At 66.7% G+C, this 19,353-nt stretch carries 16 protein-coding genes; 6 read left to right on the forward strand and 10 right to left on the reverse strand.

The features are described 5' to 3' along the window. Positions 1 to 45: 45 nt before the first annotated feature. Positions 46 to 1,008, reverse strand: coding sequence for a J domain-containing protein (locus tag ACZ9AQ_RS01055; protein ID WP_429201460.1), 963 nt, complete (start codon positions 1,006 to 1,008; stop codon positions 46 to 48). 132 nt (positions 1,009 to 1,140) lie between these two features. Then, on the reverse strand, positions 1,141 to 2,289 hold the full coding sequence (locus ACZ9AQ_RS01060; RefSeq protein ID WP_429201458.1) for a class I SAM-dependent methyltransferase: 1,149 nt from the start codon (positions 2,287 to 2,289) through the stop codon (positions 1,141 to 1,143). Positions 2,290 to 2,346: 57 nt separating this feature from the next. Between ACZ9AQ_RS01060 and ACZ9AQ_RS01065 the strand changes: the two genes are divergently transcribed. The 5 genes from ACZ9AQ_RS01065 to ACZ9AQ_RS01085 all read left to right on the forward strand — a co-directional run bounded on the left by ACZ9AQ_RS01065 (position 2,347) and on the right by ACZ9AQ_RS01085 (position 5,936). Continuing rightward, the gene (locus ACZ9AQ_RS01065; protein WP_429201456.1) at positions 2,347 to 3,144 is read left to right on the forward strand and encodes an SDR family oxidoreductase; all 798 of its coding nucleotides are present in this window, start codon (positions 2,347 to 2,349) and stop codon (positions 3,142 to 3,144) included. A 9-nt stretch (positions 3,145 to 3,153) separates the two neighbouring features. Then, positions 3,154 to 3,552: a dihydroneopterin aldolase gene (locus ACZ9AQ_RS01070; RefSeq protein WP_429201454.1), complete on the forward strand. Its 399-nt coding sequence runs from the start codon at positions 3,154 to 3,156 to the stop codon at positions 3,550 to 3,552. Next, positions 3,549 to 4,496 (forward strand): tRNA 2-thiocytidine(32) synthetase TtcA, encoded by a 948-nt coding sequence (ttcA, locus tag ACZ9AQ_RS01075; protein ID WP_429201453.1) that lies wholly within the window; start codon positions 3,549 to 3,551, stop codon positions 4,494 to 4,496. Before ACZ9AQ_RS01070 ends, ttcA begins: the two co-directional genes overlap by 4 nt. A 102-nt stretch (positions 4,497 to 4,598) precedes the next feature. After that, positions 4,599 to 5,354: a 2'-5' RNA ligase family protein gene (locus ACZ9AQ_RS01080; RefSeq protein WP_429201451.1), complete on the forward strand. Its 756-nt coding sequence runs from the start codon at positions 4,599 to 4,601 to the stop codon at positions 5,352 to 5,354. A 48-nt stretch (positions 5,355 to 5,402) separates the two neighbouring features. After that, positions 5,403 to 5,936, forward strand: coding sequence for a SixA phosphatase family protein (locus tag ACZ9AQ_RS01085; RefSeq protein WP_429201450.1), 534 nt, complete (start codon positions 5,403 to 5,405; stop codon positions 5,934 to 5,936). Positions 5,937 to 5,988: 52 nt separating this feature from the next. Here ACZ9AQ_RS01085 and ACZ9AQ_RS01090 read toward each other — a convergent pair whose 3' ends face one another. From ACZ9AQ_RS01090 to ACZ9AQ_RS01100, 3 genes are all read right to left on the reverse strand, one after another. Next, the gene (locus tag ACZ9AQ_RS01090; RefSeq protein ID WP_429201448.1) at positions 5,989 to 7,758 is read right to left on the reverse strand and encodes a M14 family metallopeptidase; all 1,770 of its coding nucleotides are present in this window, start codon (positions 7,756 to 7,758) and stop codon (positions 5,989 to 5,991) included. Positions 7,759 to 7,911: 153 nt separating this feature from the next. Beyond that, positions 7,912 to 9,528 carry a S41 family peptidase gene (locus tag ACZ9AQ_RS01095; protein WP_429201446.1) on the reverse strand — a complete coding sequence of 539 codons (1,617 nt, stop codon included), beginning with the start codon at positions 9,526 to 9,528 and terminating at the stop codon, positions 7,912 to 7,914. 143 nt (positions 9,529 to 9,671) lie between these two features. Beyond that, a complete protein-coding gene (locus ACZ9AQ_RS01100) occupies positions 9,672 to 13,262 on the reverse strand; it encodes an indolepyruvate ferredoxin oxidoreductase family protein (RefSeq protein WP_429201444.1) in 3,591 nt (1,196 codons plus the stop codon). A gap of 171 nt (positions 13,263 to 13,433) precedes the next feature. Here ACZ9AQ_RS01100 and ACZ9AQ_RS01105 point away from each other — a divergent pair, with 171 nt between their 5' ends. Further along, on the forward strand, positions 13,434 to 13,943 hold the full coding sequence (locus ACZ9AQ_RS01105) for an Lrp/AsnC family transcriptional regulator (protein WP_071360791.1): 510 nt from the start codon (positions 13,434 to 13,436) through the stop codon (positions 13,941 to 13,943). Positions 13,944 to 14,005: 62 nt separating this feature from the next. Here the strand turns inward: ACZ9AQ_RS01105 and ACZ9AQ_RS01110 are convergent, their stop codons facing one another. The 5 genes from ACZ9AQ_RS01110 to ACZ9AQ_RS01130 form a co-directional block, all read right to left on the reverse strand. Beyond that, positions 14,006 to 14,656: a GNAT family N-acetyltransferase gene (locus ACZ9AQ_RS01110; RefSeq protein ID WP_429201442.1), complete on the reverse strand. Its 651-nt coding sequence runs from the start codon at positions 14,654 to 14,656 to the stop codon at positions 14,006 to 14,008. 32 nt (positions 14,657 to 14,688) lie between these two features. Next, on the reverse strand, positions 14,689 to 16,320 hold the full coding sequence (locus ACZ9AQ_RS01115; RefSeq protein WP_429201440.1) for a DAHL domain-containing protein: 1,632 nt from the start codon (positions 16,318 to 16,320) through the stop codon (positions 14,689 to 14,691). Positions 16,321 to 16,430: 110 nt separating this feature from the next. After that, the gene (locus tag ACZ9AQ_RS01120; protein ID WP_429201791.1) at positions 16,431 to 17,534 is read right to left on the reverse strand and encodes a multifunctional CCA addition/repair protein; all 1,104 of its coding nucleotides are present in this window, start codon (positions 17,532 to 17,534) and stop codon (positions 16,431 to 16,433) included. 2 nt (positions 17,535 to 17,536) lie between these two features. Beyond that, a complete protein-coding gene (locus ACZ9AQ_RS01125; RefSeq protein ID WP_429201438.1) occupies positions 17,537 to 18,256 on the reverse strand; it encodes a glutathione S-transferase family protein in 720 nt (239 codons plus the stop codon). Between the two features lie 114 nt (positions 18,257 to 18,370). Next, positions 18,371 to 19,351 carry a complex I NDUFA9 subunit family protein gene (locus ACZ9AQ_RS01130; protein ID WP_429201436.1) on the reverse strand — a complete coding sequence of 327 codons (981 nt, stop codon included), beginning with the start codon at positions 19,349 to 19,351 and terminating at the stop codon, positions 18,371 to 18,373. Positions 19,352 to 19,353: the final 2 nt, after the last annotated feature.

The following is a 19,353-nucleotide window of genomic DNA, read 5'->3' on the forward strand; positions in this document are numbered from 1 at the left end:
AAAAAACGACAGCCTGTTTATGGAAGCCAGCTTGTCAAGGCCCGCTTATTGAACATCGGCCGCGGCCTGGCGCAGGGCCGTATGGCGGCTGTCGCATTCGGACTTGCTGGCGCCGTCGACCACGTTCTGGTAACGCACCTCGTACTTGCCGGCGGCCAGCCTGTCGAAGGTGAAGTTCGAGCGCTGCTGCACGAAGGCGTGCCTGACGTTGGCGCGGCGGTCGAGGTCGTACAGCTTGACGAACACCGGCGCCGCGTTGGCGCTGTTGTCGATCACGACCTGCATCTCCGCCCCCTCGTTGCCGACCGGGTAGCCGGGCAGGTAGGACGATTCGAGCGGCCACGGATCGCCGCTGGGCGACGCCAGGGTCTGCAGGTCGGTGCTGCAGTCGGGGGCGCGGGCCGGCACCGCCAGCTGGGTGACGGCGAGCGCGCGCACCTCGGGCGGCGGGCCCTTGGCGCCGTCCGGACCGATGCGGCGGGCCCAGTCGTCACCGCTGGCGTCGACGCCCAATGCGTCGGCGCGGCCGGTCTTGATGGGGTCTGGCTGGGCAATGCCGCCCCAGGCCAGCGCGCTGGGGATAATGTTCGGCTGTTGTTCGATCATCAGCACGGCGACGACGGCGCCGGCCACGAAGCAGCCCGACATGCCGAGCCACCAGCGCGGATCGCGCCACAATCGCTTGCGGCGCGGCCTGGGCGGCGGCTGCCCATCCCAGTTGTCGCCGTTCTTGCGCGGCTGGCCTTCCTTGGCGCTCGAGCTTTCCAGCCACTCGACTTCCCACTCCTCGGCGGCGATCCATTCGTCGTGCTCCTTGCGGCGCACGGGATCGGACAGGACGTTGTAGGCGGTATTGACGACCGCCATGATGCGGGCGGACTTTTCGTCGCCCGGATTCTTGTCAGGGTGATATTTTTGGCTCAGGGCCTTGTAGGAAGCACGAATGACTTCCTGGGGCGCATGACGCGACACCTTCAGGTTGTCATAATGTGTGTGAATCTTGCCCATGATCTGTCAAGTCTACCCGCTTCTACCCTGCGCGTTTTGTCTGTCCTCGGCCGAAGCCCGTCATGTGACGAGACGCGGGAATATCGCACAGCTTAGCCGGATTTGTATCCGCTGTGCAAGATATCATAAAGTCTACAAGCGATGGCTGCGGTCCGCATGCACGATTGCGTCCGGCAATTCTACGTCCTGTCCGACCACCAGCACCTTGAACAATTCGCCCATTTCAGCTGGAGACACCAGCTTTTGCACGGCCCGCGACAGGGGCAGGAACTGCCTGGCGTCGTTGGGGTCGTTTTCCAGCAACAGTTCACCGATCCCGGCGCCGAGCAGGAAGGCGGCCTGGCTCATATAGGCCAGCACCGGCAGGCCGGCATCCTGGGACGCCAGCGCCATCGCCGTGAAATCGACATGGGCCGTGATGTCCTGCAGGCCGGGCAAGTAAAAGGGGTCCGGGTGCGCGTGGTGGCGGTAATGACACATCAAGGTGCCGCCGATGCGCTGGTCGAGGTAATACTCGTGGGCCGGGAAGCCGTAGTCGACCAGGATGGCGGCGCCGCGGCCGCCCGCGAACATCGCCGCCAGCGAGCGCATGAAGCCGGCGCCAACCGGGTGCAGTTCGGTCACATAGCCCTCGATCATCTGCTCGTGGTCAGGCACCTGGCGCGCCAGCTGCGCGGCCAGTTCGTCGCCCAGCGGCGCCTGGACGAAGGCGAAGGCGCCGTCCTCGACCGTGACCATTTGCCGGCGCCAGCCGTCGCGGGTACGGATCACCAGCTCGACCGGCATGGCGTCGAGCACCTCGTTGGCCAGCACCACGCCGCTGAACCGGTCCGGCATGGCGTCCAGCCAGCGCATCTGCGGCAGATCGGCCAGGTTGGCTTGCTGGCGCGCGCGCAGTTCGCCGGACAACTCGATGATGGTGTAGGAACGCACAGGAACGCCAATGCGCGCCAGAGCAGTGATGACGTCGCGCGCCAGGCGGCCGGTGCCGGCGCCGAACTCGATGATGTCGGGCGCGCTTTGGGCGATAATAGCGGCTGCCACGCGCGCCACGGCCGCCCCGAACAGCGGCGTCATCTCGGGCGCGGTGGTGAAATCGCCGCTCGCGCCGAGCTTGGCCGCGCCGCCGCTGTAATACCCGAGCCTGGGCGCGTACAGCGCCAGTTCCATGAAACGAGAGAATGCGATCGCGCCGCCGTGCTGTGCGATGTCAGCGGCGATCAGTTGTTGCAGGGAATGGGACGCGGCCAGGGCGTCAGGTTCGGGTGCGGGCAAGGACATGCCGGCATTGTAGCCAGAATAGCTTTTATCAACAATTTACAGCCTTCGACCATATCAATGACGGACAGCCCTTCGATTTCCCTGCCCCGGGTCGCGCTGGTGACCGGCGCCGGCCGCCGCCTCGGCCGCGCGATCGCGCTCGGCCTGGCCCAGGCCGGATGGGATCTCGCCCTGCACTACCGCCATTCCGAAAGCGACGCCATCGCGACGCGCGACGCCATCCTGGCGCTTGGCCGGCGCGCCGCGCTGCTGCAATGCGACCTGGCCGACGAGGCGGCGGTGCGGCAACTGGTCGGCCAGGCCAGCGCCGCGCTGGGGCCGCTGTCTTGCGTCGTCAACAACGCTTCGTTGTTTGAATACGACAGCGCCACCGAGTTCTCCTGGCAGCTGCTCAATGCCCATATGCAGGCGAACGTGGCCGCGCCGGTGCTGCTGGCGCAGGAATTGCACGCCGCCACCCCGGACGGGCGACAGGCCGTCGTGGTCAACTTGCTGGACCAGAAACTGTACAATCTCAACCCGGATTTTCTGTCGTACACGCTGTCCAAGGCGGCCCTGCACACGGCGACCACGATGCTGGCGCAGGCGCTGGCGCCGAAGGTGCGCGTGGTCGGCGTCGCCCCCGGCATCACGATGGTCTCGGGCGACCAGAGCGAGCAAGGCTTCGCCGCGGCGCACCAGATGACGCCGCTGCAGCGCTCGTCGACCCCGCAGGACATCGCCGACGCCGTGGTCTACGCCGCATCGGCGCGCGCGCTGACCGGCACCACCCTGCTGGTCGATGGCGGCCAGCACCTGATGCCGCTGAGCCGCGACGTGATGTTCCTGACCGAATCGAATAACTCCCACAAATAAGGCTATCCCATGTTGTCCGCCCTGTCCCACCCGAGCTTGCGCGATTGCCGCCGGCTGTTCCTGCGCAATTACGAAGTGATGATCAATATCGGCGTGCACGATTTCGAGAAGAAGGGCGAGCAGCGTGTCCTGATCAATGTCGAGCTGTACATTCCGCTGGAGCTGTCGACGCCGAAGGCCGACCAGCTGGCGGAAGTGGTCGACTACGACTTCATGCGCGAGACCATTGCCCAGCGCATCGCCAAGGGCCACATCCACCTGCAGGAAACCCTGTGCGACGACGTGGTCAAGGCGATGCTGGCGCACCCGCGCGTGCGCGCCGCCGGTGTCTCGACGATGAAGCCGGATGTGTATGCCGACTGCGAAGGCGTCGGCGTTGAAGTGTTCCAGATCAAGGAAGCAGCATGAACGAAACCGTAGTCGAGCGCGTCGTGGAAGCGGACTTCCCGACCGCAGGCGTCGAAGTCGACGTCAAGAAGCAAGAGAAGATCGCGCACGAGAACAACAAGCTGCACAAGCGCCTGTGCCGCCTGGTGGGCCAGGCGATCGGCGACTTCAACATGATCGAGGATGGCGACAAGGTGATGGTCTGCCTGTCGGGCGGCAAGGACAGCTACGCCCTGCTCGACATCCTGCTCACGCTGCGCGAGCGCGCGCCGATCCACTTCGACATCGTCGCGGTCAACCTCGACCAGAAGCAGCCGAACTTTCCGGCGCATATTCTCCCGGCCTACCTGGACAAGCTCGGCGTGCCCTATCACATCGAAAACCAGGACACCTACAGCATCGTCAAGCGCCTGGTCCCGGAAGGCAAGACCACCTGCTCGCTGTGCTCGCGCCTGCGGCGCGGCATCCTGTACCGCGTGGCCGATGAACTCGGCTGCAACAAGATCGCGCTGGGCCACCACCGCGACGACATCCTCGAGACCTTCTTCCTGAACATGTTCTTCGGCGGTAAGCTGAAGGGCATGCCGGCCAAGCTGGTGTCGGACGACGGCAAGCACATGGTGATCCGCCCGATGGCCTACGTGAAGGAAGCCGACACCGAGCGCTACGCCGAAGTGAAGGGTTTCCCGATCATCCCGTGCGACCTGTGCGGCTCGCAGGAAAACCTGCAGAGAAAGCAAATCAAGAACATGCTGCGCGAGTGGGAAAAGAAGCATCCGGGCCGGGTCGAGAATATCTTCTCGTCGCTGTCGACCGTGGTGCCGTCGCATTTGCAGGACCGCGATCTGTTCGACTTCGTTGGCCTCAAGACCGATGGCGTGCCCAATCCCCTGGGCGACATCGCGTTCGACGAGGAGCCGTGTTCGACGCCGGCCACGAACACGATTTCGCTAACGCAGCTCTGACGACCGCGTAGGATGAAAGCAGAGGCCGGGCCTCTGCTTTTTTTTCGTCCCGTTTTTCGTCCCGTGTTTTGTCCCCGTTTTTTGTCTCGATCGTACGAAGCGATGACTGACATCTCCGGCAGCAGCCTGCAGGCCCATTACGACACGATGTGGGAGCACGCTTTCGGCGCGATCGCGCGTGGAGAGGTGGACTGCGACACGCGTCTTGCCGCGGGTCCCGACCCGCGCCGCGGCATCAGCCTGATCGCGCGTCCCGACCCCTCGCTGCAAACCCGCATCGACAGCCTGCTGGACCGCCTGGCGGGCGCCGAGCCGCGGCAGTATCGTTACCCGGCAGCCGATCTGCACATGACGATCCTGTCGCTGCTGACCGCCGGCGCCGGCGTCGCCATCCACCCGGCGCTGGTGGACGACTATCTGGCCGCGGTCCGGGCCGCCGTGGACGGCATCGAGGCGATCGACATCGACTTCGGCGGCATCGCGCTGTCGCGCGGCGCGGTGATGGCGCGCGGTGTTGCACGCGGACCAGTGCTGGAAATCTTGCGCGAGCGTCTGCGCACCGCCTTGCGCGAGCGGGGCCTCGACGGCGCGCTCGACCGGCGCTATCGCCTGGTGACCGCGCATATGACGCTGTTTCGTTTCACCGAGCCCTTGCGCGATGCGGCGCGATTTGCCGCACTGCTCCACGCACTGCGCGACGCACCGCTGGGCGTCATGCGCATCGAGCAGGCCGAACTGGTGGTCAATGACTGGTATATGTCCAGTGAGTCACTGGTCCGGGTGGCAACGCTGCCCCTCGCCGCGCCGCAGTGGGATGCTAGGATCCATGACGGTCCTTTCCCAGATATCCAAGCCTGAGTTCCGCCGTGCTACGCTGGCGTCACCTTCACCTTCGAGAAAACCGCGATGCGCCTGCCTTTGCGCCGAACCCCACGCCTGCTGCGAAATATTTCCATTGCCCTTGCCGTGCTCCTGCCTGGCGCGGCGCTGGCCGAGCCCAGCGCGATCTACCTCGTGCGTCATGGCGAAAAGGCCAGCATCGGCAAGGACCCGGCCCTGACGCCGCAAGGCCATCTGCGCGCGCAACACATCGCGGCGATCCTGTACCGCACCGGCATCCAGGCCATTTTCAGCACGCCGACCGCGCGCACGCTGCAGACCGCGCAGCCGCTGGCGCAGCAGCTGGGGTTGCAGGTCGCGCAGTACGACCCGGCCCTGCCCAAAGCGCTGGTCGACCAGGTGAAGGCGCTGCGCGGACCCGTGCTGGTGGTCGGTCACTCGAACACCTTGCCGGAACTGGTGCGCCTGTTCGGCGGCGAGCCCGGCCTCGACATCGGGGACGACGAGTACGACCGTCTCTACCAGCTCACGCCGCAGGCCAGCGGCGCGGTCAGGACGATCATCCTGAGCTCGCCGCCCGCATCCGCCGTCCCACCCTGAATATCCAGAGCGTCATTGCAGATGTGACGCCCGAAAACGACGCACTACCGGGTCAGGGAGCGACGTTCGCGCGCAGCACCGGATACAGGTTCAGGCGCTCGTCGTACGACGAATGGCGCTTGGCGAAGAATTCCAGGCGCGCCTGCGGGTTCCTGGCGAAGGCCGGATCGCTGTCCAGGCGTTCCTGGAAAGCCTTGGCCACGGCCGGATCGGCCGCCATCTGCTCGCGCGCGACCTCTTCGGCCACGTAGTCTTCCAGGTACTCCTTGCGCTCGAAGGCCGTGTTGAACGCGCCCCAGGCCAGCAGCGAATCCGGCGCCTGCGGCTCCAGCATCGCCACCACCAGGCGCGCCTTCGGCTGCGCGATCGGCACGAACAGCGAGCCTGCCGCAACCGGACGCGCTTCCGCCGTCCACTTGCCTTCCACCGTCAGGCGCTGGTGGCCTTCGACCGAAGCGGCGGCCAGGGTGGCCTTGGCGGCGCGGAAGGTCTCTGCTTCGTAGCGCTCGACCGTCTTGTCCAGCTTGCGGAACTCGACGCCGTGCTGGCGCAGCTTCTCGCCCACGATCGCGGCGTAGGCGGCGGGGACGATGTAACCGGCGCGCGGCGCGGTGATCTGGAAATCGGCCACGATGTCCTGCCACAGCGGCACGCGCCATACCTGCGGGCGGGTTTCGTCGTAGCGCGTCATCAGGGCGCCTGAGACTTCCGACGGCGTGCGGGTGTAGGCGTAGCCGTTGAAATCGACCATCTCCTTCTTGTCGGAGGCCTTGTACGACAGCGCCACCGGCTGGTTGCCCAGCTTGGCGGCGCGCGCGTCGGCCGCATACGCGGCCTGCTGCCATTGTTTGCCGTTCTTCGCCACCTGGTCGAGCACCGACACCACGGTGTTGCGGGTGATGCGCACGCGCACCGGGTACTCCTTCCACGAGTGGGTTTCGACCAGCATCGCCATGCGGTTGCGCAGCTGGAAGTAGCCGGTCGAGAAGCGCGGATCGGACACGTTGTCCATGAAGCCCGACATCGGGTCGTCATGCTTCACGAACGACATGTAATAGGACTGCGGCGTCGAGCCTTCTTTGGCGATGTCCTTGATCACGTTGGTGCGCAGAGCCAGGCCGGCCTTGCGCAATCCCGGGTCGCCCGAATACACCGGCTCGACCTGGATCGAGATATCGTGCTGGAACTTGGCGCCGTTGGTCGCGTGCAGGTCGACGTAGACCAGCGGATCCCAGGCGTTCACCAGCGCCAGCATGGCCTGCATCTCGGGCGCGTCGGCCTTCAGGTAGTCGCGGTTCAGGTTGTAGTTCTGGGCGGTGGTGCGCCAGCCCATCTCGACCGGGCCTCGCTGGTTCGGGCGGTTCCACTTGCCGAAGCGCTCATGGCCATCGACGTTGAACACCGGGACGAAAATGAACACCTGCTTGTCGAGCGCGCCCTTGGCCGCGCGGCCTTCGAGCGCTTCGCGCAGCGCCAGGAAGCCGGCGTCCTTGCCGTCGATCTCGCCGGCATGGATGCCGCCCTGCATCAGGGTCACGGGCAGGCCCTGCTGCTTCGCCGCCTGCGGGGTGAACACGCCCTTGCCGTTCACGACCAGCGCCTTCATCGGGCGGCCTTCCGGCGTGATGCCGAAATCGATGCACTGCACCTGCTTCGGGTACGCCTGCTGGTACGCGGCGCACAGCGCGATCGTCTCGTCGTAGCGGCCGGTAGCGGTGAAGCCCGAGCGCTCCGACACGGTGGTCAGGTCGGGGGCGGCATGGGCAGACTGGCTGAGGGGAATGGCCGACAACAGGGCCAGCAGTAACGCAGAACGGATCATCGACAAGCTCCGGCAAGGACAGAAGGAAGCCGATGATTATAGACGTGTTCTTAGCGCAACAGTTCAGCCATGGAAACCCGACGGGCAGGCGGCATGCGGCGCCGCCCGCCCGTCAATACAGGGGTTTTGCTTAGAACCTATCCCGGCAGGTTCTTAGCGCGGCGGCGCGCCCGGCGTGGTGTGGATCGAGATCTCCCTGGCCTCCGGCCGCACGATCCGCGTCGGCACGACGCGGGCCCTGGCCGTGGTCGAGACCGGGCAGGCGCCATTGGCGCGGTAGGCCAGGGCCGTGGCCAGCAAGCCTTCGTTCTGGTCGCCCACCGGCCGCGACAGGTCGTCGCTCGCCTGGCAGGTGGGGGTGAAGCCGTCGGTGAAGTCGCCGAAGCCCTTGTGGTTCACGCCCTGGAACTCGATCGAGAAATAGGTCGTGCCGCAGTTCGGCACCGGCGTGAAGCCGTAGGGCTTGCCGCAGGTGGTGCCGCCGATCTGGATCACTTCGATGTCGGCGCCGCGCAGGCCGTTGATCACCGATTCGCTGGCCGAGCAGGTGCCCGCCGTGCTGAGCACGGTCACCCGTTTCAGGCCCAGGCTGGGCAGTGGTGTGCCGGTACGCAGCGGATTGCTCGAGGCGAAGCCCCAGGCGGTCGAGCGGAACATGATCGGCTGGTAGGCCGGCGTCTTGTCGTTGTAGCGCGAGCGCTCGAACACCTTGCCGCTCGTCGACGCGGGGCCGGCGATCATGTAGGCCAGCTGGCTGGCGACGTACAGCAAGCCGCCGCCGTTGTAGCGCACGTCGAGCACCAGGTCGTTGACGCCGGCCTGCTGGAAGGTGACAAAGGCGTCGTACAGCTGTTTCTCGGACACGGCGTTGAAGTTGTCGAAGGTCAGGTAGCCGACCTTGCCGCTGGCGGTCTCGATCACCTTGACGTTCTTCACCGGCGCGAGCACGACCTCGGCTCCGGCCATCGTCGCATCAAAAGCCACCCCGCCGCGCTGCAGGGTGAAGCTGTGGGTGGCGCCGGCGGACGCCGGGAACAGGCCGGCATTGATGCGGTCGACCGCGTCTTTGTCGGTGGCATTGACGAAGTCGACGCCATCGACCTTGAGCAGCATGTCGCCGCGCAGCAGGCCGGCCGCAGCGGCGGGCGATCCCGGCTCGACCGCCGTGATCAGCCAGGTGCGCGGCGCCCGGCCGTCGGCGTTGCGGCTCCAGGTGATGCCATAGCCCAGGTCGATGCCCTGGGTCTGCATCGCTTCCCACTCGGCGGTCGGGTAGGTGAAGTGATAACGGTCCTTCGGCTGGCCGCTGGCCGTCAGGGCCGGCGTCTTGAGCACCGCGAAATAGTCGAGCGCGCTCTTGAAGTCGGCCATCTTGTAGGTGTTCGGGATCTCGTCGTACCAGAGGTAGTACTGGTTGGCCCAGGCGCGCAGGAATTTCAGTTCGTCCAGCAGCGTGCCCTGCACGTCGGGATACGGCTTGCCGCTCGCATCCAGGCCCGCGCGCGGGACGGCGCACTTGTTCCAGTAGCTGCCGTAGGCGTCGCCCAGCAGGTTCGGGTTCAGGTCTTCCGGGGTCGGCTCGGTGGCGACCGGGGGTGGCGGGACCGGCGTCGTGGGCCCCGGATCTTGCGCCACCGGCGCGGGCGCGGGCGCGCCGACGCTCGGAGAACCGCCGCCACCGCCGCAACCGGCGAGGACGAACAGCGCGGCGAGCGCGCTGGAAATCAAACGCAATGGAAAGGTCTTGCCGGAGGTAGGTAGCGAGCTCATGCGTCCGATTATAGACGCCGATATCCGGGTCGAATACAACCAACTGTAACGGTTGAGGCTAGGACACAACGACCGATATCAAGCGAACAATCGCTGGCCTGACATTGAACGCGTGAATGGCCGCACCATCCACGCGTTCACGCTCAAGCCGCCTGTGGCGCCGCCCCCGGCGCATGAAACGCCGCCACCAGCGCCGCCTCTTTCTCCCTGGCCGCCTTCAGGTGGCGCTCCTTCACGTGGCCGTAGCCGCGGATGTCTTCCGGGATGCTGGCGATCGCCACCGCCTGCGCCAGGTTCTCGGGCGTCAGCTTCGGCAGCAGGGCCGTCACCGTCTCGCGGTAGTGCCCGATCAGGGCGCGCTCCGTCCTGCGCTCGGCGGTGTAGCCGAACACGTCGAAGGCGGTGCCGCGCAAGCCCTTGAACTTCGCCAGCACGCCGAAGGCGCTCATCATCCACGGGCCGTACTCGCGCTTGATGGCGCGGCCTTCCTTGTCGTGCCTGGCCATCAATGGCGGCGCCAGGTGGAACTTCAGCCTGGTGTCGCCTTCGAACATGGCGCCGATCTTGGCGCGGAAGGCCGGGTCGGCGTGCAGGCGCGCGACCTCGTACTCGTCCTTGTAGGCCATCAGCTTGTAGTAGTAGCGCGCCACGGCTTCGGTCAGGCGCGTGCCCTTGCCGAGCTTTTCTTCCTGCGCGCGCACCTGGTCGACGAAGTCCTTGTACTGGCCGGCATAGGCCGCGTCCTGGTAGGCGGTGAGCAGCTCGATGCGGCGGCTGACGATGTCGTCCAGGGTCTGGATGCGCTTGAACTCGACCACCTTCGACGGCAAGGCGGCGCGGCTCACGGCGGCCAGGTCGTGCGCGGCGCTGCGGCCCCAGTTGAAGGCCGCCTGGTTGAAGGCCACCGACACGCCGTTCAGTTCGATCGCCTTGAGCAGCGAATTTTCCTGCAGCGGCACGTGGCCCTTCTGGAAGGCGTAGCCGAGCATGAACATATTGGTGGCGATCGCATCGCCCAGCAAGGCGGTGGCAATCTGGCCGGCGTCGATGAAGTCGACGTTGCCCTTGCCGCAGGCCTGCTCGATGGCGCCGCGCGAGCCCTCGGCCGGGAATTGCCAGTCCGGGTTCTTGACGAAGGCCGCGGTGGTGGCGCCGCTGGCGTTGACCGCAGCCCAGGTGCGGCCCTCGCCCATGCGGCTCAGGGCGTCGCGGCTGGCGGTGACGATCTGGTCGCAGCCGATCACCAGGTCGGCGCTGCCGGTGCCGACGCGGGTCGAATGCAGGTCTGCCTGGCGCTCGGCCAGGCGCACGTGCGACATCACCGGGCCGCCCTTCTGGGCCAGGCCGCTCTGGTCGAGCACGATCGCGCCCTTGCCTTCGACGTGGCCCGCCACGGCCAGGATCTGGCCGACGGTCACCACGCCGGTGCCGCCGACGCCGGCGACCAGGATGCCGTACGGCGTCGCGACCGACGGAATGGCCGGCAGCGGCAAGGCTGGCGGAGCGGCTTCGGAACTCGTCGCTTTCTTCGGTTTCTTCAAGCCGCCGCCTTCGACGGTGACGAAGCTCGGGCAGAAGCCCGACACGCAAGAAAAGTCCTTGTTGCACGAGGACTGGTTGATCTGGCGCTTGCGGCCCAGTTCGGTTTCCAGCGGCTCGACCGACAGGCAGTTCGACTGCACCGAGCAGTCGCCGCACCCTTCGCACACGGCCTCGTTGATCACGACGCGCTTGGCCGGGTCGGGGAACTCGCCTTTCTTGCGACGGCGGCGCTTCTCGGACGCGCAGGTCTGGTCGTAGATCACGGCCGACACGCCCGGCATCTCGCGCAGCTCGCGCTGCACATCCATCAGCTCGGAGCGGTGGCGCACCGTGGTGCCCGGCGCCCAGGCATAGTCGCTCGGGTATTTATCGGGTTCGTCGGTGACGACGATGATCGGCTTGACGCCCTCGGCCGCGATCTGGCGGCTGATCATGCCCGGGTCGAGCGGGCCGTCGACGTTCTGGCCGCCCGTCATCGCGACCGCATCGTTGTAGAGAATCTTGTAGGTGATGTTGACCTTGGCCGCCACCGCGGCGCGGATCGCCAGGATGCCCGAATGGAAGTACGTCCCGTCGCCCAGGTTCACGAACACGTGTTTCTCGTCGGTGAACGGGGCCTGGCCGATCCAGGTCGTGCCTTCCGCGCCCATGTGCGTGAAGGTCGACGTTTCGCGGTCCATCCACAGCACCATGTAGTGACAGCCGATGCCGGCCATGGCGCGCGAGCCTTCCGGCACCTTGGTCGAGCTGTTGTGCGGGCAGCCCGAGCAGAAGTAAGGAATGCGGTCGGTCTGCGGATTCGGCTTCGCCGGAATATTCTTGAGCACCAGCTCCTTCGCTTCCAGGAAGACGATGCGTTCCTTGACCCGCTCCGCCACCGGATGGCCGGCGCAGTAGTGCGAGATGCGCGACGCGATGGCGCGCGCGATCTGGGCGGGATTGAGTTCATAGGTCGCCGGCAATAGCCAGTCGCCATGGCCCATGCGGTTCCTGTTGCTCCATTCGCCGGTATCGTCGAACTTGCCGACCACGCGCGGACGCTCGCCGTCCGGCAGGTTGTACAGCTCTTCCTTGAGCGCGTATTCCATCACCTGGCGCTTTTCTTCGACCACCAGGATCTCGTCGAGGCCGCGCGCGAACTCGTGCACGCCTTCGGCCTCGAGCGGCCAGGTCATGCCGACTTTATACAGGCGCAGGCCAATGTCGCGCGCGGCCTGCTCGTCGATGCCGAGGTCGGCCAGCGCCTGGCGCGTGTCCAGGTAACTCTTGCCGGCGGTGATGATGCCGATCTTCGGCCGCGGGCTGTCCCAGATGATGCGGTTCAGTTTATTCGCGCGTGCATACGCCAGCGCGGCATACCATTTGTGGTTGCTCATCCGCACTTCCTGGTCCAGCACGGCGTCCGGCCAGCGGATGTTGAGGCCATCCGGCGGCAGCTGGAAGTCCAGCGGGGTGACGATCTGCACGCGGTCCGGGTCGAGATCGACCACGGCGCCCGATTCGATGATGTCGGTCACGCATTTCATCGACACCCACAGGCCGGTGTAGCGGCTCATGGCCCAGGCATGCAGGCCGAAGTCGAGGTATTCCTGGACCGAGGACGGGTACAGCACCGGGATGCCGCAGTGGGTCAGGATGTGGTCGGACTGGTGCGCGGTGGAAGACGATTTTGCGGCGTGGTCGTCGCCGGCCAGCACCAGCACGCCGCCATGCCGGGAGGAGCCGGCATTGTTGCCGTGCTTGAACACGTCGCCGCAGCGGTCGACGCCCGGACCCTTGCCGTACCACATGGCGAACACGCCGTCGTATTTCGCGTCCTTGTAGAGGTTGGTCTGCTGGGTGCCCCAGACCGCGGTCGCCGCCAGGTCTTCGTTCATGCCCGGGTGGAACTTGACGTGGTGGGCGTCGAGGTGTTTCTTCGCCTTCATCGCGGTCTGGTCGACGGCGGTGACGGGCGAACCGCGGTAACCGGTGATGTAGCCGGCAGTGTTCAGGCCGGCCTTCAGGTCGCGCTCGCGCTGCAGCATCGGCAGGCGGATCAGGGCCTGGGTGCCGGTCATGAAGGCGCGGCCGCGCTCGAGCGTCCACTTGTCGTCGAGCGTGATGTCGTGTTGCGGTTGGGTGGGCTGCGAAGGCGCGGGCGGGGATGGCTCCGGCGGCGCCAGGTGGGCGCGCTCCGTGGGTGCGTTCATGGTGTCTCCAAGATTCTCATGGCGGATACGTCGCGGCGCATTTCCTGCATCTCGCTGACCGTATGCGAGCCAGTATAGTCCTGCCCCCCAAGCATTAAATTCCAAACAATTCCCCCGTCTTCTTGAATTGCGCAATAAAATTGCCATACAAAAGTCTGCATTGGGGTGGATATGTCGAAGATTGAGCTGGATAAAACAGACCGCAAGATTCTGGAAATCTTGCAAAGCGATGGACGGCTGTCGAACCAGGACGTGGCCGAAAGGGTAAACCTCTCGCCTTCGCCCTGCCTGCGCCGCATCAAACGCCTGGAAGAAGCGGGCGTCATTCGCCAGTACGTGGCGCTGCTCGACCCGGACAAGATCGGGCTTGGGCTATTGGCTTACGTAAATGTGCGGCTGGAAAAGCACAGCGAAGTAGCCAGCGCCACCCGCCAGCCGGGCTTGCCGGCGACGTCGCCGCGCAACGATTTCGCGGTGTCGGTGGGCACCTGGCCCGAGGTCGTGGCCTGCTACGCGATGACCGGCGACATGGATTTCCTGCTGCGCGTGCACGTCGAAGACATGGACCATTTCTCGCGCTTCATGATGGGCACCCTGCTCAAGCACCCGGCGGTGCTGGACGTGAAGTCGAGCTTCGCGCTGCAGCGTATCAAGGAAACGACGGCGATGCCGTTGGTGTGACCTCGTCATTTCTGTCACTGGCAGAAATGACTCCCCGCGTCGGCGGAGACCCGGGTTTCCTTCTATTTCTTCGGCGTGAAAAATTTCACCGCCGCGCGGGTGTTGGCCTTGACCGTGTAGTCGATCGACGCGAACTGCTCTTCCAGCGCCTCGGCCATCACGCTGCCCGGGCTGGGCGGCGGCAGCTCGAGGTGGGCGTCGGCCTCGCCGTACTCGCGCTTGATGCGCATGCCGGCCTTCTTGGCGATGTGCATCATGGTCTGGTTCGAGGTCAGGCATTGCATGTAGAGCGTGTCGACGTCGGAGTTGCGGCAGTAGATCGCCGCGCGCTGGAACAGGCGCGTGCCCACGCCCTGGCCGCGCGCCGACTTCGACACCGAGACGCCGAATTCGGCCACCTGGTCCTTGGTCGTCGACCTGCGCCCGTCGGCCGAGGCGAACGCCAGGTGGCCCATCCCAACCAGTTGGAATACATTGTTGACCACGCCGAACACGATGTCGCGCGAGAAATCGATCTTGTCGACGTAGGCCGCGATCTGTTCGTCCGGGATCATGCTGCCGAAGCGCAGCAGGCGATCGTCCCGGTCCAGCGACAGCAGGTGGCGCAGCACGCGACGGCGGTCGCGTTCGCCCAGTTCCTTGACCAGCACGGGCGGCTGGCCCTTCTTGCCTCTCAGGCCCTGGATCCAGCGGCGTAACGGGTTGTCCAGCATCTCGATACCTTTACGACTGCAACATATGGATTCTAGCCGATCGGGTCGGCATTGGCGGCGCGATCGGTCCGGCTGGCTGCCGCGGGGTTTGCCCTATTGTCGCGTGCTCGGTCCGGCGCCTGTCCCGACGGATGGTCCTGCTCCAGCCATTGCGATTGCGGGCAGACCACGAAACGCCCCTTCCCGGCCTGCTTGGCCGCGTACATGGCCTTGTCGGCGTCGGCCAGCAAGGCTTCCTGCCCGCGCGCGGCGCCCGCCTGGCCGCGCGCGCTGGCGATGCCGATGCTGGCCGAGATCGTCACCGCGTGGCCGTCGGCCTCGGTGATCGATTCGATCTCGGCCAACGCCAGGCGCGCCACCCGCAGTGCGCCGGCCTCCGAGGCCACGTCTTCGAGCAGGATCACGAATTCGTCGCCGCCCAGGCGCGCCAGCGCATCCTCGGCGCGCAGCCTGGCCTGCACCCGGCGCGCGACCATCTGCAGCACCAGGTCGCCGGCCGCATGGCCCCAGGTATCGTTGACCGCCTTGAAACCGTCGAGGTCGATGAACATCAGCACCACCACGCTGTCGCGGCGGTCGGCGCGCGCCAGCGCCCGCTCCAGCAGGCGGGTCAGCTGGCGATAGTTGATCAGGCCGGTCAGGCTGTCATGCTGGGCCAGGCGCTCGAGCTGGCGCGATTGCGCTTCGAGTTCGGCGGTACGCTCGGCCACGCGCTGTTCGAGCGTCTCGTTGGCCGACTGCAGGCGGCGGTTGACGACGCCGATAATGCGGTAGCTGCGGCGCAGCCGCGCGCCGGCGTACACCAGCAGCACCATCAGCACGGCGCTGTAGGCGAACAGGTAGCCGCGAAAGCGCTGGCGCTCCAGCAGCACGGCATTGAAGGAACGGTCGAATTCGCGCTCCAGGCGATCGAGCGCGGCGTCGCTGCCGACTGCGGCGATCTGCGCCTCGAGCATGTTTTCCAGCGGGCGTTTTTCCAGGATCACGCGGCCACTGGCGATCACCGCATCCATCTTGTCGTTCACGGCCGGCGAGAACGCGATCTGCTGGGCCGCCACGTTGCCCAGGATTTCATCGATGCGCGCCGCCAGCGCCGGGTTCGGCGCGATGTTGTAGCGCAGGGTGTCGGTCAGCAGAGCGTTCAGGGTGGTGTCGAGCCGCACCACGATGCGGCCCGGCGCCAGCGCGCCTTCGATGCCCGAAATCTCGGTCTTGAGGTCGGCCACGGCCGGCGGCATGTGCAGCAGCGCCGCCCGCAGCGGCGGATTGTGCTTGGCGAACTGGGCGACCAGTTGTTCCTTGCCCTGCAGCGCCTCCTGCAACGCGGCATAGGCGGACTGGGCGGCCCTATCGCCGGTGAGCGGCACGGTCCCGCCCAGGCGCGCCATCAGCTCGCGCATGCGCGGCAGTTGCGCAGTGAGGTCGAGCGGGGTGACGGCGCGTCCGGTATGCGCGCGCAGGATGCTGGCATCCCATTCGGCGTCGAGCTTTTCGAGCTCGCGCAGGTCGAGCATGACACTGTTGCGGATTTCCGGGTCCACCGCATCGGTGCGGACATAGAGAAACACCAGCACCGCACTCATGAAGATGACCGCCAGGCTCGCCAGCAGCACGCGACGGCGCCGGCACCAGCTCGCAGCACGCCGTGCTAGCAAGGTGAACATCGTTTTTCTCCAAAGCAACAATTTTCAGTTACTGAAGGATAGCAAAACGATGGGCCGCACAGCACGCACCGTGTAACGACATGTAACCAACAGCGTAAATACACGGCTGATTAGTTGGTTTGGTGCAACACCTCGGCGACGGCCTCGACCCGTGCCCGGTGGACGGCGCCCGGGATCTCGCTCTTCTGCTCGGCATGGCGCGCGGCGACCGCGCCCGCATCCACGGCGCGCGCCGCATCCAGGGCGCGCAGCAGGGTCGGCCCCTCGGGCCGCTCGCCTTCCCCGCAGGCGGCCGCCAGCAGCATCCGGGCGAAGCGCTCCGGCTTACGAAAGGCGTCGCAGCGCTCGAACAACGTGACGATGGCGTCGGCGGGCAGCGCCAGGGCGCGGCCAAGCAGATCGAACTCGCGCGCCGTCATCACGGCCAGGTCGCGGCACTCGTTGGGCACCTTGAGGCGCTTGCTCACGGCCTCGATCGGCGGGACGGCGGCCAGGCCGCGCATCAGCACGGCGAAGCGCACTTCCAGCGGGTGGCCGAGCGCGGCGGCGTGGTCGATCGTGCGCAGCACCGGCTCGCTCCACCGCGCGTCCAGCTCCGGCAGGATGCGCGCCAGCGCGCCGCAGTCGCGCAGCACCTCGAGCATGCGCGACGGCCGGCGCTCCATCAGGCCGCGCGCCAGCTCCTGCCAGACGCGCTCGGGCACCAGGGCGTCGACTTCTCCCTCGTCGACCATGCGGCGCATCAGGACATTGGTGTCCTGGGCCACCGTGAAGTCGGGCAGGCGCGCGGCGAAGCGGGCGATGCGCAGGATCCGCACCGGGTCTTCGGCGAAGGCGTCGGACACGTGGCGGAACAGGCGCGCCTGCAGGTCTTGCCGGCCGTTGTGCGGGTCGACGATGCTGCCGTCCTCGGCCCGCGCCATGGCGTTGATGGTCAGGTCGCGCCGCACCAGGTCCTGCTCCAGGGTGACGTCGGGGGCGGCGTGGAACACGAAGCCGTGGTAGCCCGGCGCGGTCTTGCGCTCGGTGCGCGCCAGCGCGTATTCCTCCTGCGTCTCGGGATGCAGGAACACCGGGAAGTCCTTGCCGACGGCCCGAAACCCGGCCTTGATCATCTGCTCGGGGGTGGCGCCGACCACCACGTGGTCGTGGTCTTTCACCGGCAGGCCCAGCAGGGCGTCGCGCACGGCCCCGCCGACGACGTAGCTGCGCATCGTCATGCGCCCGGCAGATCCACGTCGTGCAGCGGGGTCGGGTCGGTCTCGGCCATGGCCTCGGCGACCCAGCGCGCCACCGCGGGGTGGGCCAGCACGCGGTCGCAATAGGCCTGCAATGCCGGCGCCAGCGTCACGCCATAGGTCTTGAAGCGGCACACCACCGGCGCATAGAAGGCGTCGGCGATCGAGAACTCCCCGAACAGGTACTGGTGGTGGCCGAAGCGCGACAGGCAGTCTTCCCAGATCTCGCAGATGCGGCCGATGTCGGCCTGGGCGCCGGGCGTGCGTCCGCGGCCGGGCAGGCGCGCCTGGATGTTCATCGACATGCTGTTACGCAGCTCGCCGAAGCCGGAATGCATCTCGGCCACGACCGAGCGCGCCAGCGCGCGCGCGGCCACGTCGTGCGGCCACATGGCCTTGTCCGGGAACTGCTCGGCCAGGTATTCGACGATGGCCAGGCTGTCCCAGACCGTCATGTCGCCCGCCATCAAGACCGGCACCCGGCCCGCGTGCGAGTAGCGCGCGATCTGGTTGGCGGTGTCGGGCTGGTCGAGCAAGACCTTGACTTCAGTGAATGGAATGCCGAAGGCGACCGCCGCGACCCAGGGTCGCATCGACCATGAGGACACGTTTTTGTTGCCGATGATTAAGGTCAGGCCGGGGTTGCGCGTCTGGTCGAGCGTGCGCGCGAGGATGGGGTCGCGTTCAATGGTCTGCATGGTGGGTCGTTGTGGTTGGTCGTTGTGCATGAGCCGGCCGCTCGTCGATATGCCAGGACGCTGGCGTCCCGCACACCGGAACGGCGCCCGGAACGGCGCCCGGAACGGAGCCCCTCAGCGCCTGGCATGGGCGCGATACGCGTCGAGGCGGTCGTGCCGGTTGAGGTAGTGCGGCGCGACCGCTTCGATCGCCGTGAGCTTGATCCCCAGCGACTCGGCTGTCAAGGCATGGGTGTCGTCGGCCACGACATTGTCGACCAGCATCGAATCGAGGTTGTCGCGGCTGAGGATGGGATCGCCCGGCAACAGCTCGAACAGCCGCGCCTGCAGGCGCGCCACCCAGTCGGGCAAGCCCACCACCGGGCGCTCGCGGCCGGCGAAGCGGCCGGCCAGCCGCACCAGGTCGGCCAGGATGTACACGGCCGGGCCGCCGAGCTCGATCGTGGCGTCACGCAAATCGCGCCGGGCCAGGGCGATGGAAAAGGCGGCGCCGACGTCGCCCACGTACACCGGCTGGAAGCGCGCGCGGCTGGCCGCCAGCGGCACCAGCGGCAGGTGGCGCTGCAGGCGCGCGAACATGGTGAGGAAATGGTCGCCGGGACCGAATACCACCGAGGGACGAAAGACCGTGGCCGCCACCGTCGGCTGGCTGCGCGCGGCCAGTTCGCCGTCGGCCTTGGAACGGCCATACATCGAGGGACTGGCAGCGCTGGCGCCGAGCGCGCTCATGTGCAGGTAGCGCGGCACGCCCACGTCGGCGCAGGCGGCGGCGATGCGGCGCGGCAGCTCCACGTGCAGGTGGCGAAAGCGCTCGCCATAGGGCTGGCCGTGGCCGCCGTGCAGCACGCCGACCAGGTTGATCACGGCGTCGCGCCCGGCCAGCAGTTTGCGCAACACGGCGTCGTCGTGGATATTGGCCACTTCGACGTCGACCCCCGGCAGCAGGGTCAGCTGCTTCGCGCTTTCATAATGGCGCGCCGGGACCAGCACGCCCACGCCGTCGTCGGACAGCCGCGCGGCCAGGTGCTGGCCGATGAAGCCGGTGCCGCCGATCAGCACCACGTTCAGTGGCCGCGCGCTCGTCTCCATCGTCATGC

The sequence above is a fragment of the Massilia sp. UYP34 genome, assembly GCF_056279385.1.

Coding starts and splice junctions, on each gene's coding strand:
- ACZ9AQ_RS01055 (WP_429201460.1), bottom strand. CDS start 1,008: ATGGGCAAGATTCACACACATTATGACAACCTGAAGGTGTCGCGTCAT.
- ACZ9AQ_RS01060 (WP_429201458.1), bottom strand. CDS start 2,289: ATGTCCTTGCCCGCACCCGAACCTGACGCCCTGGCCGCGTCCCATTCC.
- ACZ9AQ_RS01065 (WP_429201456.1), top strand. CDS start 2,347: ATGACGGACAGCCCTTCGATTTCCCTGCCCCGGGTCGCGCTGGTGACC.
- ACZ9AQ_RS01070 (WP_429201454.1), top strand. CDS start 3,154: ATGTTGTCCGCCCTGTCCCACCCGAGCTTGCGCGATTGCCGCCGGCTG.
- ttcA (WP_429201453.1), top strand. CDS start 3,549: ATGAACGAAACCGTAGTCGAGCGCGTCGTGGAAGCGGACTTCCCGACC.
- ACZ9AQ_RS01080 (WP_429201451.1), top strand. CDS start 4,599: ATGACTGACATCTCCGGCAGCAGCCTGCAGGCCCATTACGACACGATG.
- ACZ9AQ_RS01085 (WP_429201450.1), top strand. CDS start 5,403: ATGCGCCTGCCTTTGCGCCGAACCCCACGCCTGCTGCGAAATATTTCC.
- ACZ9AQ_RS01090 (WP_429201448.1), bottom strand. CDS start 7,758: ATGATCCGTTCTGCGTTACTGCTGGCCCTGTTGTCGGCCATTCCCCTC.
- ACZ9AQ_RS01095 (WP_429201446.1), bottom strand. CDS start 9,528: ATGAGCTCGCTACCTACCTCCGGCAAGACCTTTCCATTGCGTTTGATT.
- ACZ9AQ_RS01100 (WP_429201444.1), bottom strand. CDS start 13,262: ATGAACGCACCCACGGAGCGCGCCCACCTGGCGCCGCCGGAGCCATCC.
- ACZ9AQ_RS01105 (WP_071360791.1), top strand. CDS start 13,434: ATGTCGAAGATTGAGCTGGATAAAACAGACCGCAAGATTCTGGAAATC.
- ACZ9AQ_RS01110 (WP_429201442.1), bottom strand. CDS start 14,656: ATGCTGGACAACCCGTTACGCCGCTGGATCCAGGGCCTGAGAGGCAAG.
- ACZ9AQ_RS01115 (WP_429201440.1), bottom strand. CDS start 16,320: ATGTTCACCTTGCTAGCACGGCGTGCTGCGAGCTGGTGCCGGCGCCGT.
- ACZ9AQ_RS01120 (WP_429201791.1), bottom strand. CDS start 17,534: ATGCGCAGCTACGTCGTCGGCGGGGCCGTGCGCGACGCCCTGCTGGGC.
- ACZ9AQ_RS01125 (WP_429201438.1), bottom strand. CDS start 18,256: ATGCAGACCATTGAACGCGACCCCATCCTCGCGCGCACGCTCGACCAG.
- ACZ9AQ_RS01130 (WP_429201436.1), bottom strand. CDS start 19,351: ATGACGATGGAGACGAGCGCGCGGCCACTGAACGTGGTGCTGATCGGC.